10 protein-coding genes and 1 pseudogene are annotated in these 15,461 nt (G+C 69.5%); 8 read left to right on the top strand and 3 right to left on the bottom strand.

Features of this window, described 5'->3' with window-relative positions:
* Positions 1-558: TetR/AcrR family transcriptional regulator (locus tag V7E05_RS11245; protein WP_333619743.1), on the top strand; the 558-nt coding region annotated here is incomplete at its 5' end.
* 40 nt (positions 559-598) lie between these two features.
* On the opposite strand, the gene V7E05_RS11240 is transcribed toward V7E05_RS11245, so the two are convergent.
* A complete protein-coding gene (locus tag V7E05_RS11240) occupies positions 599-4,240 on the bottom strand; it encodes an indolepyruvate ferredoxin oxidoreductase family protein (RefSeq protein ID WP_333619742.1) in 3,642 nt (1,213 codons plus the stop codon).
* A gap of 245 nt (positions 4,241-4,485) precedes the next feature.
* Here V7E05_RS11240 and V7E05_RS11235 point away from each other — a divergent pair, with 245 nt between their 5' ends.
* Genes V7E05_RS11235 through V7E05_RS11210 form a run of 6 tightly spaced genes read left to right on the top strand, consistent with a single transcriptional unit; the run spans position 4,486 to position 12,678 of the window.
* A complete protein-coding gene (locus V7E05_RS11235; protein ID WP_333619741.1) occupies positions 4,486-6,084 on the top strand; it encodes a carboxyl transferase domain-containing protein in 1,599 nt (532 codons plus the stop codon).
* 8 nt (positions 6,085-6,092) lie between these two features.
* A complete protein-coding gene (locus V7E05_RS11230) occupies positions 6,093-8,318 on the top strand; it encodes an ATP-binding protein (RefSeq protein ID WP_333619740.1) in 2,226 nt (741 codons plus the stop codon).
* A gap of 44 nt (positions 8,319-8,362) precedes the next feature.
* Positions 8,363-9,508 (top strand): acyl-CoA dehydrogenase family protein, encoded by a 1,146-nt coding sequence (locus tag V7E05_RS11225; protein ID WP_333619739.1) that lies wholly within the window; start codon positions 8,363-8,365, stop codon positions 9,506-9,508.
* Positions 9,505-10,053, top strand: a complete 549-nt coding sequence (locus V7E05_RS11220) for a MaoC family dehydratase (RefSeq protein ID WP_442891662.1) — start codon at positions 9,505-9,507, stop codon at positions 10,051-10,053. Before V7E05_RS11225 ends, V7E05_RS11220 begins: the two co-directional genes overlap by 4 nt.
* Positions 10,050-11,018, top strand: coding sequence for an HpcH/HpaI aldolase/citrate lyase family protein (locus V7E05_RS11215; RefSeq protein WP_333619738.1), 969 nt, complete (start codon positions 10,050-10,052; stop codon positions 11,016-11,018). Before V7E05_RS11220 ends, V7E05_RS11215 begins: the two co-directional genes overlap by 4 nt.
* Before the next feature lie 43 nt (positions 11,019-11,061).
* Positions 11,062-12,678 (top strand): AMP-binding protein, encoded by a 1,617-nt coding sequence (locus V7E05_RS11210; RefSeq protein WP_333619737.1) that lies wholly within the window; start codon positions 11,062-11,064, stop codon positions 12,676-12,678.
* 44 nt (positions 12,679-12,722) lie between these two features.
* On the opposite strand, the gene V7E05_RS11205 is transcribed toward V7E05_RS11210, so the two are convergent.
* Positions 12,723-13,865 (bottom strand): oxygenase MpaB family protein, encoded by a 1,143-nt coding sequence (locus tag V7E05_RS11205; RefSeq protein ID WP_333619736.1) that lies wholly within the window; start codon positions 13,863-13,865, stop codon positions 12,723-12,725.
* 145 nt (positions 13,866-14,010) lie between these two features.
* Positions 14,011-14,673 carry an LppP/LprE family lipoprotein gene (locus V7E05_RS11200; protein ID WP_333619735.1) on the bottom strand — a complete coding sequence of 221 codons (663 nt, stop codon included), beginning with the start codon at positions 14,671-14,673 and terminating at the stop codon, positions 14,011-14,013.
* 362 nt (positions 14,674-15,035) lie between these two features.
* On the opposite strand from V7E05_RS11200, the pseudogene V7E05_RS11195 reads away from it, so the two are divergent.
* Positions 15,036-15,461 (top strand): annotated as a pseudogene (locus tag V7E05_RS11195) (hypothetical protein); the annotation flags it as partial.

Raw genomic sequence — 15,461 nt, 5'->3', positions numbered from 1 at the left:
AAGGCGGAGCGGCGGGACGAGATCATCGCGGCGGCCACGCGGCTCATGGCGCGCAATGGTTTCCGGGGTGTTCGCCTCGACGATATCGGCGCAGCCGTCGGCGTCTCCGGCCCGGCCATGTACCGGCACTTCTCCTCGAAGGAGGAGCTGCTCCTCGAGATGCTCACCGACATCTCCGAGCGCCTCCTCGCCGCCGGTCGCGAGGTGCTCTCCGGAACGGACGACCCCGACGAGCGCATCGACGGTCTCATCGCCGTGCACGTCGAGTTCGCCATCACCGAACCCGACCTCATCGCCGTGCAGTACCGTGACCTCGACGCCCTGCCCGAATCCGAGCGTCGCAAGATCCGCGTGCTCCAGCGCCGCTACGTCGAGCTGTGGGCCGATGCCCTGCTCGACGTGTGGGACGGCGTCGACGAGAACGGCGCGCGCATCCGCGTCGCGGCGGCCTTCGGGTTGCTCAACTCTTCGCCGCGCTTCCCGCGCGCACCCAGGGACTACCTCCGCCCGCTCCTGACGGCGATGGTCCGCGCCGCCCTCACGGCCGAGGCGGAGTAGGTCCTCCGCCTCGAGCCGTCGCGGGCCTGCTCGCCCTGGGCTACACGCCGAGCTCCGTGCGGCGTGCGGTGAGCGCGGTGCGGTACTCGGCGGCGTTGCGCTCCTTGATGGCTTCGTAGCCCCGCACCATGTCGGGGAGCTCCGCGGCCGCCGCCGCGCGCGCGACCCAGGTGGCGTCCATTCCCGCGCCTGCGCGCAGCTTTGCTACGAGGGCATCGCAGAACTCCTCGTATTCGGTGAGGAGCTCGCGCTCGAGCCTGCGCACGGCGGTGTAGCCGAACGGGTCGAGCCGGGTGCCGCGGAGGCGCTTGCCGCGCGCGAGCGCGGAGAGCACCGGCCGGGTGCGCTCGCCCAACGCGATCTTCTTCCGCATGCCCAGCGCCCGCAGCATCGGCGGGTGCAGCCGCACGGCTGCGGTGGCACCCTCGCCGAACTCCTTGGCTACGCCGGCCGCGAACTCCGGGTCCACCGCGAGCCGCGCGACCTCGTACTCGTCCTTGTAGGCCATGAGCTTGTAGAGGTACGTGGCCACGGCCTCGGCGAGGATCGCGGAGCCCGGCGACTCGGCCGAGGCCTCGGCGGCGCGGACTGCCTCGACGCGGTCCGCGTACCTCTTCGCGTATGCGGCGTCCTGGTAGGCGAGCAGCTCGGGGACACGGACCCGGAGGATCTCCGCGAGGCGACCGCCGGCCGCTCCCTTCTCGGTCCCGGTGCTGACGCGCCCGGCGATCTCCCGCTCCTGCGCAGTCATTTCGCGCGGAGCCGGTTCCGGGTGCAGCGCGGAGATCGCGGCGGCGAGACCGTCGGGATCGGCGACGGCCTGCCGGCCCCGCCGGAAAGACTGGATATTCCGCTCCACCGCGACGCCGTTGAGATCGATGGCCCGCTCGATCGCGTCGGCCGTGAGCGGCAGCGCGCCCGCCTGGAAGGCGGCGCCGACGAGCACCATGTTCGCCGCGGTCGAATCGCCGAAGAGCTGCTCGGACAGCGCGATGGGGTCGAGCGCGAGCACGCGCTTCGAGCCCGCGCCGATCCGCCCGGCAACCTCGGCCGCAGGGGGGTACGAGAGCGCGGTGTCCACGACCATCGCGCCCGTGGGCACCTTCGCGCTCGAGAGCACGGAGATGGTCCGCTCGCTCGAGGCGACCGCGAGGTTCGCCTGATCCGCGCCGACGAGCCCGTCTGCACAAAGGTAGAGGTCGCACTCCGCGGCGCCGACCTTCGCGGCCTGCGGCACGGACTCCGAGCTGATCTTCACGTCCGAGACCACGGCGCCGCCCTTCTGCGCGAGGCCCGTCATGTCGAGCGTCCGCGCGTGCCGGCCGTCGAGGAGTGCGGCCGTGGCGAGTACCGCGGACACCGTGACCACGCCCGTGCCGCCGATGCCCGTGATCCGCATGGAGAATCCAGCACGTCCGGCGTCGGAAAGCGATGAGGAGGGCGCGGGGAGCGAGCCCGCCTCGAGCGACGGTGCCTGCGCGGTGGGGCGCTTTCGTGCGGTGCCCGGGGTGACCGAGACGAACGACGGGCAATCGCCCTCGAGGCACGAGAAATCGAGGTTGCACGTGGACTGGTCGATCTGCGTCTTGCGACCGAATTCCGTCTCCACCGGGTGCACCGAGAGGCAGTTCGACTTCTTGCCGCAGTCGCCGCAGCCCTCGCAGATCCGTTCGTTGATCACCACGCGCTGCGTGGGCGTCGGGTAGTCGCCGCGCTTCCGCTTACGTCGCTTCTCCGCGGCGCAGTGCTGGTCGTGGACGAGCACCGTGACCCCGGGGACCGCCGCGAGTTCCCGCTGCACGTCGATGGTCTCCGCGCGGTCGCACACTTGCACGCCGGCGGGGAGCCCCAGCGCCTTCGTGCGCCGCACGTCGTCGGTGGTGACGACGATCGCCGCGACCTTCTCCGCCTGCAGCATGCGGAGGGTCTCGATGAGGCCCTTCCCGCCGACGGCATCCTGGCCGCCCGTCATCGCCACCGTGCCGTTGAACAGCAGCTTGTACGTGATGTTCTCGCCCGCCGCGACGGCGGCGCGGATCGCGAGCGAACCGGAGTGGTCGAGCGTCCCGTCGCCGAGGTTCTGCACGAAGTGGCGTTCGCCGACGAAGGGCGCCATGCCGAGCCACTGCGCGCCCTCGCCGCCCATCTGCGTGATCCCGACGACGTTTCCGACCTGCTCCTCGGGCTGCAAGAGAACCATCGCGTGGCAACCGATGCCAGCGCCGACGAGCGAGCCCTCGGCCGTCTTCGTCGACGAGTTGTGCGGGCAGCCACTACAGAAGTAGGGGGTTCGCTGGACAAGGGGGAGCTCGATGCGCACGGGCCGCGAACGGTCGCGTTCGAGCCACCGCTCGGCGGCCTCGATGCCGTGGACGGAGCCGAGACGGTGGGCGAGACCGCGGGTCACCGAGTCGATGTCGAGCTCGCCGAAGCGGGAGAACAGGGTCGATCCGTCCTCGTTGGACTTTCCGCGCACGGCCGGGGCGTGCGGGGTGTCGTAGAGGATCTCGCGGATCATCGTTTCGATGAAATCGCGCTTCTCCTCGACGACGATGACCTCGCGGAGGCCGGAGACGAAACGGAAGAGCATCTCGCGCTCCAGCGGGTACACCATGCCGAGCTTGAGTACGCGGACGCCGCGACGGTGGAGCTCGTCCTCATCGATTCCCATGCGGAGCAGCGCCGACTGTACGTCGAGGTAGGTCTTGCCGGCGGCGACGATGCCGATGCGGTCGTCCGCGGAGTGGATGACCATCCGGTTGATGCCGTTGAGTCGCGCGTACTCGAGCGCCCGCGGGATGCGCGTGGTGAGTTGGTTCTGCTCCAGCTCCATGAGGTTGCGGCCGAGGAGCTTGCCCGAGGGGACGTGGGGACTCTCGCCGAGCCCGCCGAGCACGGGAGTGATGCGATCGGGAGAGACCTCGGCGGTCGAGGAGCCGTCGGCGACGTGCGCGGAGATCTTCAGCGACGTCCACAACCCCGAGGCCCGCGACATGAGTGCCGCGTGGACGCCGAGGTCGAGGATGTCCTGCGAATCGGCGGGGTAGAGGACGGGGACGTAGAGGTCGGCGAGCGCCATCTCCGACGAGCACGGCACGGTCGAGGACTTGGCGCCCGGATCGTCGCCGACGAGCGCGACGGCGCCGCCGCGCGGATGCGTGCCGATGAGGTTGGCGTGGCGGATCGCGTCCGTCGCCCGGTCGAGGCCCGGCGCCTTGCCGTACCAATAGCCGACCACTCCGTCGAGGGGCCGACCGCTCGTGTGCGCGGTGGGGGCGAGAGTGCCCGTGACGGCGGCGATCTGCGATCCCATGACCGACGTGGCGCCGAGCTCCTCGTTGAGCGCCGGGCGGTGGACGACGTCATAGGGCTCGAGGAACGGTTTCGCCCGCCGGGACAGTTCGAGGTCGTATCCGGCGAGCGGCGAACCCTCGTAGCCCGATACCAACGAGCCCGTGTTGAGCCCCGCGGACCTGTCGATCCGTGCTCGGTCGCGGACCATGCGCGCGAGCGCGGTGATCCCGGAGAGCAACACCGTCCCCGAGTCCCGCGTGTACCGGTCGGAGAGGGAGAAATCGCCGTTCGCGGGCTGCGAACGGTGCTCGCCGTGGCCTGAGCCGGCGTTGCCGTCGGGGTCCGGTGCGGGGGGCTGGAGGAAATCGGGGCCGAGTACGGACGTCATGGGTATCACCACGCCATTTCTTTGCTCATCTGCACGTTTGCCGGGGCGCCAGGGTGTCGGGCCGCGGAATTCGTGGTTCGTGCCGACGGCCGGTGGGTCGTCGGGATAGTCAGGAACGTACCCAATTTGTGTGAGCTGCGCCATATGTGGCGGATCTGTGGACAATTGTGGGGGGAATCACTAATGTGGCTTGCAAGTTAATCGACAATAACCGAAATTCGGGCGATTCGAGCGAAAGGGGTCCCATGGCAGGGCAACAGTCGGGGGAGGGTACGAGCCCGGGGTCGAACGCCGAGGCGCACCGCGAGCTCCTCGCTGAGCTCCACGCGGCGCGCGAGAAGGTCGCCGCGGGCGGCGGGCAGAAGGCGCGCGAACGCCACCTCTCGCGCGGCAAGCTCCTCGTCAGGGACCGGGTAGACGCTCTGCTCGATCCGGGCAGCCCGTTCCTCGAGATCGCACCCTTCGCGGCGTACGGGATGTACGGCGACAAGGCGCCGGCCGCCGGTGTCGTCGCGGGCATCGGCCGGGTCGGCGGCCGCGAATGCCTCATCATCGCCAACGACGCCACGGTGTCCGGCGGCACCTACTACCCGGAGACGGTAAAGAAGCACCTCCGGGGGCAGGAGATCGCCGACGTCAACCACCTTCCCTGCATCTACCTCGTCGATTCCGGCGGGGCCATGCTGCTCCAGCAGGACCAGGTCTTCCCGGACCGAGATCACTTCGGCCGGATCTTCTACAACCAGGCGCGGATGAGCGCGAAGGGGATCCCGCAGATCTCCGCGGTGATGGGCTCGTGCACCGCCGGCGGCGCGTACGTCCCGGCGATGAGCGACGAATCGATCATCGTCCGTGAGCAGGGAACGATCTTCCTCGCGGGCCCGCCGCTGGTCAAGGCCGCGACGGGCGAGGAAGTGACCGCCGAGGAGCTCGGCGGCGGCGAGCTGCACGCGAAGACCTCCGGGGTCGTCGACCACCTCGCCTCCGATGACCAGGACGCCATCGCCCGCGTCCGCGCAGCCATCGCCACGTGCCCGCCTCCGCAGGCCGCCGAATGGGATGTCGCGGAGCCGGAGGAGCCGCTGCGCCCGCAGACCGACCTCTACGACATCGTCCCCGTCGATTCGAGGACCCCGTACGACGTCCGCGAGGTCATCGCCACGATTTCCGACGCAGGGGAGTACACGGAGTTCAAGGCCGATTACGGCACCTCGTTGGTCACCGCCTTCGCGCGGATCGACGGGCACCGGGTGGGGATCATCGGCAACAACGGCGTGCTGTTCTCGGAGTCCGCTCTCAAGGGTGCGCACTTCATCGAACTGTGCGACCGGCGCAAGATCCCGCTGGTGTTCCTGCAGAACATCACCGGGTTCATGGTGGGGCGGCAGTACGAGGCCGGCGGCATCGCGAAGAACGGAGCGAAGATGGTCACGGCCGTCGCGTGCGCGCGGGTACCGAAGTTCACCGTGATCATCGGAGGCTCCTTCGGCGCCGGCAACTACTCGATGTGCGGCCGCGCGTACTCGCCGCGTTTTCTGTGGATGTGGCCCAACGCCCGGATCTCCGTGATGGGCGGGCCGCAGGCCGCCGACACCCTGGCCACCGTGCGGCGCCAGCAGATCGAGCGCGGCGGCGGTGAGTTCCGTGACTCCGAATACGAGGAGTACGCGCGGCCGATCCGCGAGCAGTTCGAGGAGCAGTCGAGCGCCTACTATTCCACGGCGCGGATGTGGGACGACGGGATCATCGATCCCGCCGACACCCGCACTGTCCTCGCGCTCGGCCTCGCCGCAGCCGCCAACGCCCCCCTCGAGCCCGTGTCCAACGGCGTCTTCCGGATGTGAGGCCCCAGATGAGCAATTTCGACTCCGAATCCGGCGCGTTCGACACCGTCCTCGTCGCCAACCGCGGCGAGATCGCCTGCCGCGTCATTCGCACGCTTCGCCGCATGGGCATCCGCTCGGTCGCGGTCTACTCCGACGCCGACCGCGATGCCCGCCACGTCCGCGAGGCGGACGTGGCCGTGCACATCGGCCCCGCCCAGGCGGCCGAGTCCTACCTCTCGGTCCCGAAGATCCTCGACGCGGCCCGCGCCACCAGCGCCCAGGCCATCCACCCGGGCTACGGCTTCCTCTCGGAGAACGCCGAATTCGCCGCGGCATGCGAGTCGGCCGGGATCGCCTTTATCGGCCCGCCCGCCGCAGCGATCGAGGAGATGGGAGACAAGATCTCCGCGAAGGCTGCGGTCTCGCGGCGCTCTGTACCCACGGTCCCCGGGATATCCCGGCCGGGGCTCACAGACGCCGAGCTCGTCGCCGGAGCCGAAGACGTCGGCTTCCCGGTGCTCATCAAGCCCTCGGCGGGTGGCGGCGGCAAGGGCATGCACCTCGTCCACGATCCGGCCGATCTGCCAGAGGCCCTGCGCACGGCGCGCCGCGAGGCCGCGAGCTCCTTCGGCGACGACGCCCTCTTCATCGAACGCTTCGTCGACACGCCGCGACACATCGAGGTGCAGGTCCTCGCCGATTCCCACGGCAACGTCGTCCACCTCGGCGAGCGTGAATGCTCGCTGCAGCGGCGCCATCAGAAGGTCATCGAGGAAGCGCCGAGCCCGCTGCTCGATCCCGAGACCCGCGCGCGGATTGGCGGGGCGGCCTGCGACGCCGCGCTCTCGGTCGGTTACCGCGGCGCGGGCACAGTCGAGTTCATCGTCTCGGCGCACGCGCCCGAGGAGTTCTTCTTCATGGAGATGAACACCCGGCTCCAGGTCGAGCACCCCGTGACAGAGATGGTCACCGGAGTGGACCTCGTCGAGATGCAGGTCCGCGTCGCCGCCGGCGAGACGATCCCGTTCGCGCAGGACGACGTCTCGATGCGCGGGCACGCCATCGAGGCGCGCGTCTACGCCGAGGACCCCGCGCGCGGCTTCCTCCCCACGGGCGGAACCGTCCTCGCGCTCGCCGAGCCGGAGGGCGACAGTGTTCCCGGCGGGGAGATCCGCGTCGACTCCGGGCTCCGGGTGGGCACCGCGGTGGGCGGGAACTACGACCCCATGCTCTCCAAGGTCATCGCCCACGCCTCCACGCGCGCGGAGGCGATCGCCGGTCTCGACGAGGCTCTGCGCCGCACCGTCGTCGCCGGCCTCGGCACGAACATCGACTTCCTCCGCTTCCTCCTCGCCAGGCCCGAGGTCCGCTCCGGGGACCTGGATACGGGCTTGCTCGACAGGCTCGTTTCTGCTGACGCCGGAGGTCCCGGCTATGGGCCGCCCGCGGTAACGCCGGCCGCAGTGGCGGCTGCGTGCCACGTGGCCCTCCAGGGGGCCGCCGTCCCGGCCCTTGCGGGACACGGAGCTTTCGCGGCTTGCGATGCCTGGCGCCTCGGCGGCCCTGCGGAATTCCTCGCCCGCTTCGACGTGGGCGCCGCCTCGCCGCTCGTCGCGAGGCTGCGGCCTGCCGATCCCTTGCGGCTCCACCCCGGCTCGCTCACCATCGACCGCTCGGGGACAGTCGATCCCGTCCCGGCTGCATCTACCGATTCGGCCGGCGATTCGGCTGCGGATGCTGCCGGCGCCAAAGGCGATCGGGACGCCCCGCCGCCGGAAACCTTCGAGGTATACGTCGTCCCCACCGAGCCGAATCACGCGGTCGCCGGTATCGCGGACGCCGGGGGAGCGGCGGCGCTCGCCGTCACGTGCGATGGGGTCACCACGACGGTGCTCGCCGGAGCGCGCCGCGATCCCGGCGGGGCGGTGCACTCGGTGTGGGTCGCGGGCGACGAAGGCACGTCGACGCTTGCGCTGCTCCCCACTCGCGTCCCGAGAGACGCGGTCGATGCGGCTTCGGACCGGGTCATCGCCTCGCCGATGCCGGGATCGGTCGTTGCCGTGCACGTCTTCGACGGCGACGTCGTGGCCGAGGGGGACGCCGTCCTCGCCGTCGAGGCCATGAAGATGGAGCACACCCTGCGCGCCCCAGCCGGAGGGATCGTCCAGCTCCGGGTCGCTGCGGGAGAGCAGGTCGGTGCCGATGCAGCGCTCGCCGTCATAGAAGAGCCAGAAGACGATCCCGAATCCTAGACCCCGCCCGGAACCGGGCCTAAACAGAAGTAGAGAGGAACACCATGCCGGAACTCGAGGGCGATTACGCCGAGCTCAGGGCCACCGTCGCCGATTTCGCCGACAGGGTGGTCGCCCCGCAGGCCGCGGAGAACGACCGCGAGCACCGCTTCCCGTACGACATCGTCGCGCAGATGGGCGAAATGGGGCTGTTCGGCCTGCCCGTACCCGAGGAATACGGCGGCATGGGCGGCGACTACTTCGCGCTGTCCCTCGCGCTCGAAGAACTCGGCCGGGTCGACCAGTCGACGGCGATGACGGTCGAGGCCGGCGTCGGCCTCGGGCTCATGCCGATCCTCAAGTTCGGCACCGAGGAGCAGAAGCAGGAGCTCATCCCGGAGCTCGCGACGGGCAAGGCGCTCGCGGGCTTCGGTCTCACCGAGCCGGAGGCCGGCTCGGACGCCGGGGCGACCAAGACCACGGCGCGGCTCGACGGCGGGGAGTGGGTGGTCGACGGCGCGAAGCAGTTCATCACCAACTCCGGCACGGACATCACGAAGTTCGTCACGGTCACGGCGGTGACGGGCGAGCGCGAAGGCGGGAAGAAGGAGATCTCGACGATCATCGTGCCGTCGGGGACGCCCGGCTTCGTCGCCGAAAAGGCCTACGACAAGGTCGGCTGGCACGCCTCGGACACGCACCCGCTGAGCTTCTCCGATGCCCGCGTGCCGGAGGAGAACCTCCTCGGCGAGCGCGGGCGCGGGTACGCGAACTTCCTGTCGATCCTCGACGAGGGGCGCATCGCCATCGCCGCGGTGTCGGTCGGCGCCGCCCAGTGCTGCGTCGACGATTCGATCGCGTACGCCAAGGACCGAAAGTCCTTCGGGCAGCCGATCTCGCAGTTCCAGGCGATCTCATTCAAGATCGCGCGGATGGAGGCGCGCGTCCACGCCGCCCGCCTCGCGTACTACGACGCCGCGCGACTCATGCTCGCCGGCAAGCCGTTCAAGAGCGAGGCGGCGATCGCGAAGATGATCGCCTCCGAGGCCGCCATGGACAACGCGCGCGACGCCACGCAGATCCACGGCGGCTACGGGTTCATGAACGAAACGAGGGTCGCGCGGCACTACCGCGATTCGAAGATCCTCGAGATCGGGGAGGGCACGACCGAGGTCCAGCTCATGCTCATCGCGCGGGGGCTCGGGCTGTGAGCGCGGGAGCGAATCCGGCGGAGGGCGCGGGCGCAGACGGCGTCGAGGTCGTCCGCGAGGTCGTCCAGCGAGGGCTGTGGTTCGAGGAGTTCGAGGTCGGCACGCTTTACAAGCACCGGCCCGGCCGGACGCTCACCGAGGCGGACAACGTCTTGTTCACCACGCTGACCATGAACACCCAGTCGCTGCACCTCGATGCCGCGTGGGCGGCAGAGCAGCCGAACTTCGGCGGCGAGCGGCTGATGAACTCGATGCACACGCTCTCTACGCTTGTAGGGCTCTCGGTCGCGCAGCTCACGCAAGGGACGATTGTCGCGAACCTCGGCTTCTCCGAGGTCTCGTTCCCGAAGCCCGTGTTCCACGGGGACACGCTCTATGGCGAGACGCTGTGCGTGGGTAAGCGCGAGTCTCGCTCCCGTCCGGGCGAGGGCATCGTCTCGCTCGAGCACATCGGCCGCAATCAGCACGGCGACGTGGTGGCCAAGGCGGTGCGGAAGACCCTCATGCAGCGCCGCCCCGCGGGCGAGGGAGGCGACGCGGAATGAGTGCGGAGGCTGGAATGCCGGGCACGCCCGCGTGGCGACCGCCGGGGCCGGCGCTGCTCTTCTGCCCCGCGGACCGACCGGAACGGTACTCGAAGGCGCTCGACCGTTCCGACGCGGTGATCCTCGACCTCGAAGACGCCGTGGCGCCGGAGAACCGTGAATCGGCCAGGGCGTCCCTCCGATCGGCGGCCGCCGGGCTCGACTCCGATCGCTATCTCGTGCGGCTCAACGCCGTCGACACTCCGGACTTCGTCGCCGATGCCGCGGCGGCGAGGGAGATGGGCGCGTCCGCCGTCATGCTCGCCAAGACCGAGAGCGGCGACGACGTGCGCCGGGCCGCCGCGGAGAGCGGGGCGGCGGTCCTCGCGCTGGTGGAGACGCCGCTGGGCGTGGTGCGCGCTGCCGAGATCGCCGCGGCTCCCGGCTGCGCCGGGATGATGTGGGGCGCGGAGGACCTCGTCGCCGCGATGGGCGGGGCGACCTCGCGGTTCCAACCCGAGGAGGCGGAGCTCGGTCGACGAGTCGACGGTTACCGCGACGTGCCGCGGCACGCGCGGTCCGCCGTCGCGCTGGCCGCAGCGGCGTTCGACCGCTTCGCCGTGGACTCCGTTCACCTCGATATCGGGGACGTCTCCGGCCTGCGGGCCGAGGCCGTCGACGCGGTCGCGCTCGGCTACGCGGCGACGGCATGCATCCATCCCTCGCAGGTCGAGGTGATCCGCGCCGCCTATGCGCCGCCCGCGGCCGAAATCGCGTGGGCAGAAAAGGTGCTCGCCTCCGCGGAGAGCGAGGGCGGGGTCTTCCGGCTCGACGGCCGCATGGTCGACGGCCCCGTGATCGCGCAGGCCCGCGCGACGATGCGGCGGGCCGGAGCGAGCAGCGGGGCCGGCGGAAACGGCGGAAACGGCGGGACCCACGACACCGGCGGAACCGGCGCGGCCGCAGCGCCCGGCGAGACCAACTGACAACGAAACACAACCCACAGGAAGAACAAGACGGAGGTCGACGATGAGCGGTCTTACTGTTTCCCACGCCCGGGGGCCCGAGGGGCCGCCACTTCTCACCACGACGATCGGCGAAAACCTCGCCGAGACCGCCGAGCGGTTCCCCGACAACGACGCCCTCGTCGACGTCGCCGCGGGCGTCCGCTTGACCTACGCCGAGTTCCTCGGCGTCGTGCGCAGTGTTGCCACGGGCATGCTCGACCTCGGCGTCGCGACGGGCGACCGCATCGGCGTGTGGGCGCCGAACCGCTGGGAATGGACCGTGGTGCAGTATGCGGCGGCGGAGATCGGCGCGGTCCTGGTCAACATCAACCCCGCCTATCGAACGAGCGAGCTCTCCTACGTGCTCGAGCAATCGGGGATCGCGTACGTCTTCGCGGCGACTGAATACAAGGAATCGAAGTACGCGGAGATGCTCGAGTCCGTCCGCCCTGACGCCCCCGGCCTCCGGGAGGTCGTTCTGTTCGAGTCCCCGGAGTGGGAGCGGATCTGCGGGACCTCGGCCGACGAGCAGCGTCTCGCCGACATCGCCGCTGGTCTCTCCGCCGCCGATCCCATCAACATCCAGTACACCTCGGGCACCACGGGCTTCCCCAAGGGCGCGACGCTCTCGCACACGAACATCCTCAACAATGGGTACATGGTCGGCGAGTTGGTCAAGTACACCGATGCCGACCGCGTGTGCATCCCCGTGCCCTTCTATCACTGCTTCGGAATGGTAATGGGGAATCTCGCGTGCACCTCGCACGGCGCCGCGATGGTGATCCCCGCGCCCACGTTCGATCCGGTGGCGACGTTGTCCGCCGTCAGCGCGGAGAAGTGCACGAGCCTGTATGGGGTCCCCACGATGTTCATCGCCGAGCTGGCGCTGCCGAACCTCGCGGACTTCGACCTCGGCACGCTGCGCACGGGGATCATGGCGGGCTCGCCGTGTCCCGAGGTGACCATGCGGCGCGTGATGTCCGAGATGCACATGTCCGAAGTGTCGATCTGCTACGGCATGACCGAGACGAGCCCGGTGTCCACGCAGACGCGGGTCGACGATTCCGTGGACAGGCGGGTGTCCACGGTCGGCCGGGTCGGGCCGCACCTCGAGGTCTCGGTGGTCGATCCGACGACAGGCGAAACGCTGCCCATCGGCGAGGCCGGCGAGATGTGCACCCGCGGCTACTCCGTGATGCTCGGGTACTGGGGACAGCCGGAGAAGACTGCCGAGGCGGTCGTGGACGGCTGGATGCACACCGGCGACATCGCGGTGATGGACGCCGAGGGATACGTGCAGGTCACGGGGCGGATCAAGGACATGGTGATCCGCGGCGGCGAGAACATCTACCCGCGCGAGATCGAGGAGTTCCTGTACACGCACCCCGATATCGTCGATGCGCAGGTGATCGGCGTGCCCGACGCGAAGTACGGGGAAGAGCTCATGGCGTGGGTGCGGATGCGTCCAGGAACCCCGGATCTGACGGCGGAGGCCGTGCGCGACTTTGCCGAAGGGAAGCTGTCCCGGCACAAGATTCCGAAGTACGTGCATGTCGTGGACGAATTCCCCATGACGGTGACGGGCAAGGTCCGCAAGGTCGAGATGCGGGCGGAGTCCGAGAAACTGCTCGGGCTGTAGTAGTGGGGAGGGAGCGGCGGCGGGCGGGAGCTATCCGCCCGCCGCTAGCGCTCCGCCGGCGTCGCGAAGTCGAGCAGCGCGTCGTGATGCCCCCGCTCGTAGGGCGTTTCCGAGTCCGCCGCCGCCCGCGCCCGCAGCTGATCCCGATACTGCTCGACCGGTGTCCGCGGATCGCCGAACTTCGCCCGCGCCTCGGCGGGCGTCCACACGCGCGACGACTCCGGCGCCTCGCCGCGCAGTATCGGGGCGAGGACGGGGGCGCCGTGCGGCGAGATCGCCTCGAGGAACGCGACCTGCCCGGCCGGCCGGCGAGCGAGGTACGCCATGGAGACGCGGAGGAGCGCCGTCACACCCGAATCGACGATCCGGGCCTGCTGCACACCGAGCAGCCCGCGCATCCACCGCGGGTACGTGGCGATAACCCCAGCGCGAATCACTGGGCCGGCCACTACGCGGACGCGGCGGGGGAGGCGCGTGAAGATCGTGCGCATCCCGTCGAGAATGAAGTCGACGTTGTACTGCGCGACCTCCGAGCCCACGAGACGCGGCCGCCATTCCTCGAAGTATTCGCGGACCTCGGCGCGGGTGCGGGGCACCGAGCCCGGCTCGATCGGCTGGAACTCCGCGGCGCGTGCGCACTCCCTCCAGTACTCGGCCTCCTCGGCCGGGGCGAGTGGCCCGGGACCGAATTTCTCGTAGACATAGAGGATCGAGTGCCAGGCAGTCATGTGGATCCAGAGCTGGGACGAGGGCCGGTTCGAGTCGAACTCTCCGCCGGTGACGGGGTCGGTCCCGCGCGCCCGCGAGTGGATCTTCATGAGCACATCGGAGGATTGGATCACCGTCTCCGCGTCGCCGTAGAGCACGGTGGCGAAGTACTGCACCGTCCGGTCGTAGCGCAGTGACGGGCGCTGGAGCACCTGGCCGCTCGCGTCGACGGCGGCGGCCAGATCGGGGTCGAGGTGCTCGATGGTGACCGCGCGGATAAAGCCGAGCAGCGCGGAAGTGGGGTAGGACCACACGCGGCGGGCGACGGATTCGGGCGCGAAGAAGCCGTAGTCGCGGCGAACGACTGCGGGCACCGCGCGGCGCCGGGTGGGTGCGGAGTCCGAGCGTGTGGAGCCCGAGCGAGCTGAGCTGGAGTGTGCGGAATTCGAGACCGCCGAACCGGGATTGCGGAGAAGCATTTGGACACCTCACAGTGTTTTGTCAAGCCGTGTCCGCACCCTAGCATCAGTAATGTGAATTGGGCCACACCCAATTGGATTATCCGCGGGAGGAGTAGGGGCCGTCAGGGCGTTACCGGCCCTCCGCCGGCCGTCCCCAGCTCGGCTACCCCTCCGCGAGTCCCTGGTTCGGGATCCGCCCCTCAGGCACGACCTTGGAGCCGTTCCAGCGGTAGATCACGTCCGTCGTGTACGCGCTGGCCATCGCATTGCCCGCGCCGGCCGCATCGAGTGCTTCCCAGTCCTTGTATCGCACCGTCACCGAATCCGGGGTCGTCGACAAGATGACGTGCTGCTCGGGAGTGTTCGCCCCGACCCCGAGGAACTCGCCCTGGTGGAACAGCATCAGTTGCGTCTGGAACTGCGCGTTTCCCTGTTCGGACTGGATGAGGCTCGCGTACGAGAGGTCGGCGCACGCGTTGTAGTTGCTATCGCCCTCGTAGATCCACGTGAGTCCGGGAACGTTGGGCGCGGGCACGTTGGCGATGTTCGCGCCGATCTCGGGGGAGTCCGGGTCGACCCGGCAATCCTGGGGCTCCGCGGTCTCCGTGACCGTCTCCTTCGCGGCGGAATCCTCCGCGCTCTGGGCGTCCCCATTTCCGGCATCGCCCCCGGTCTGGTCCCCGCCTCTGGCGCTGCTCGGGGATGCCGTAACGATCACCGTCGACGGGCTATCAGTCGACGGCGCCCCGGCATTGCAGGCCGCGAGCGGAGCTGCGACGGCAAGCGTGCCCGCGAAAACGAGCATTCGGCGTGTATGCCTGGTCATAGAATCCACCCCTTGAAAGCCGTCGAACAGGGCCCTCCCCTGGGTCCCGCCTCTCCTCATCTATCCGGTTCCGTTGCCAACTCGTTACGCATTTACCATTGAATGCATACATAAAATATGTCTTACTGTAAGGTTTCGCTCACCTGATGCGGCCTGCGCCGGTCCACGTCTCGCCCATGAATCGGTGTGGCCCGGGCTCGACCCGGTGTGGTCGGGAATTCGCGCGCCGATCCCCACTGTTTTCAATTAGGCGTAACTAACCGAAATGGCGCCCAGATCCTGCGATAGCGGTATTCTCGACCGGGAAAGGGCCAGGGCCGCGCCCCGGCAGAACACCAGCACGCCACGAGGAGCGGATGATCATGAGCCAGCACTCGGACCCTCATACCCCTGGCAATGACGGCGGAGGTGCCATGCCCGCCGAGCCGATCTGGAGCCCCACCGCGCAGGAAGTCGAGGCGGACCAGCGCACCGAGTTCGCCCGAGGAGCCGCCGCCGAGTACGGATACGATGCCTCGCCCACGGACTACGCTGCCCTCCACCGCTGGTCCGTGGAGAAGATCGGAGCGTTCTGGGCGGCGATCGGGAGGCACTTCGACTTAACCGTGGACTATGAGCCCGTCGCAGCAAGAGATCCAGCGGGAGGAAACGACCCAGCTGACAGCGACTCCGCCCAAGACGGCGGCGCGGCCCCTGAGCCACTCGGCGCCGAGGCCGTCGCGACCAACGACCCCGCCGGCCCCCGCCGCGCGCGTGGCTTCGGCAAGCCGGGCGAGCCTCTCCTCGAT

Origin of the sequence: Dietzia sp., assembly GCF_036741115.1 — a bacterium.
In the GTDB taxonomy this organism is placed as follows: domain Bacteria; phylum Actinomycetota; class Actinomycetes; order Mycobacteriales; family Mycobacteriaceae; genus Dietzia.
Note: the sequence above shows the minus strand (reverse complement) of the source record. Positions and strands in the feature narration are given on the sequence as shown.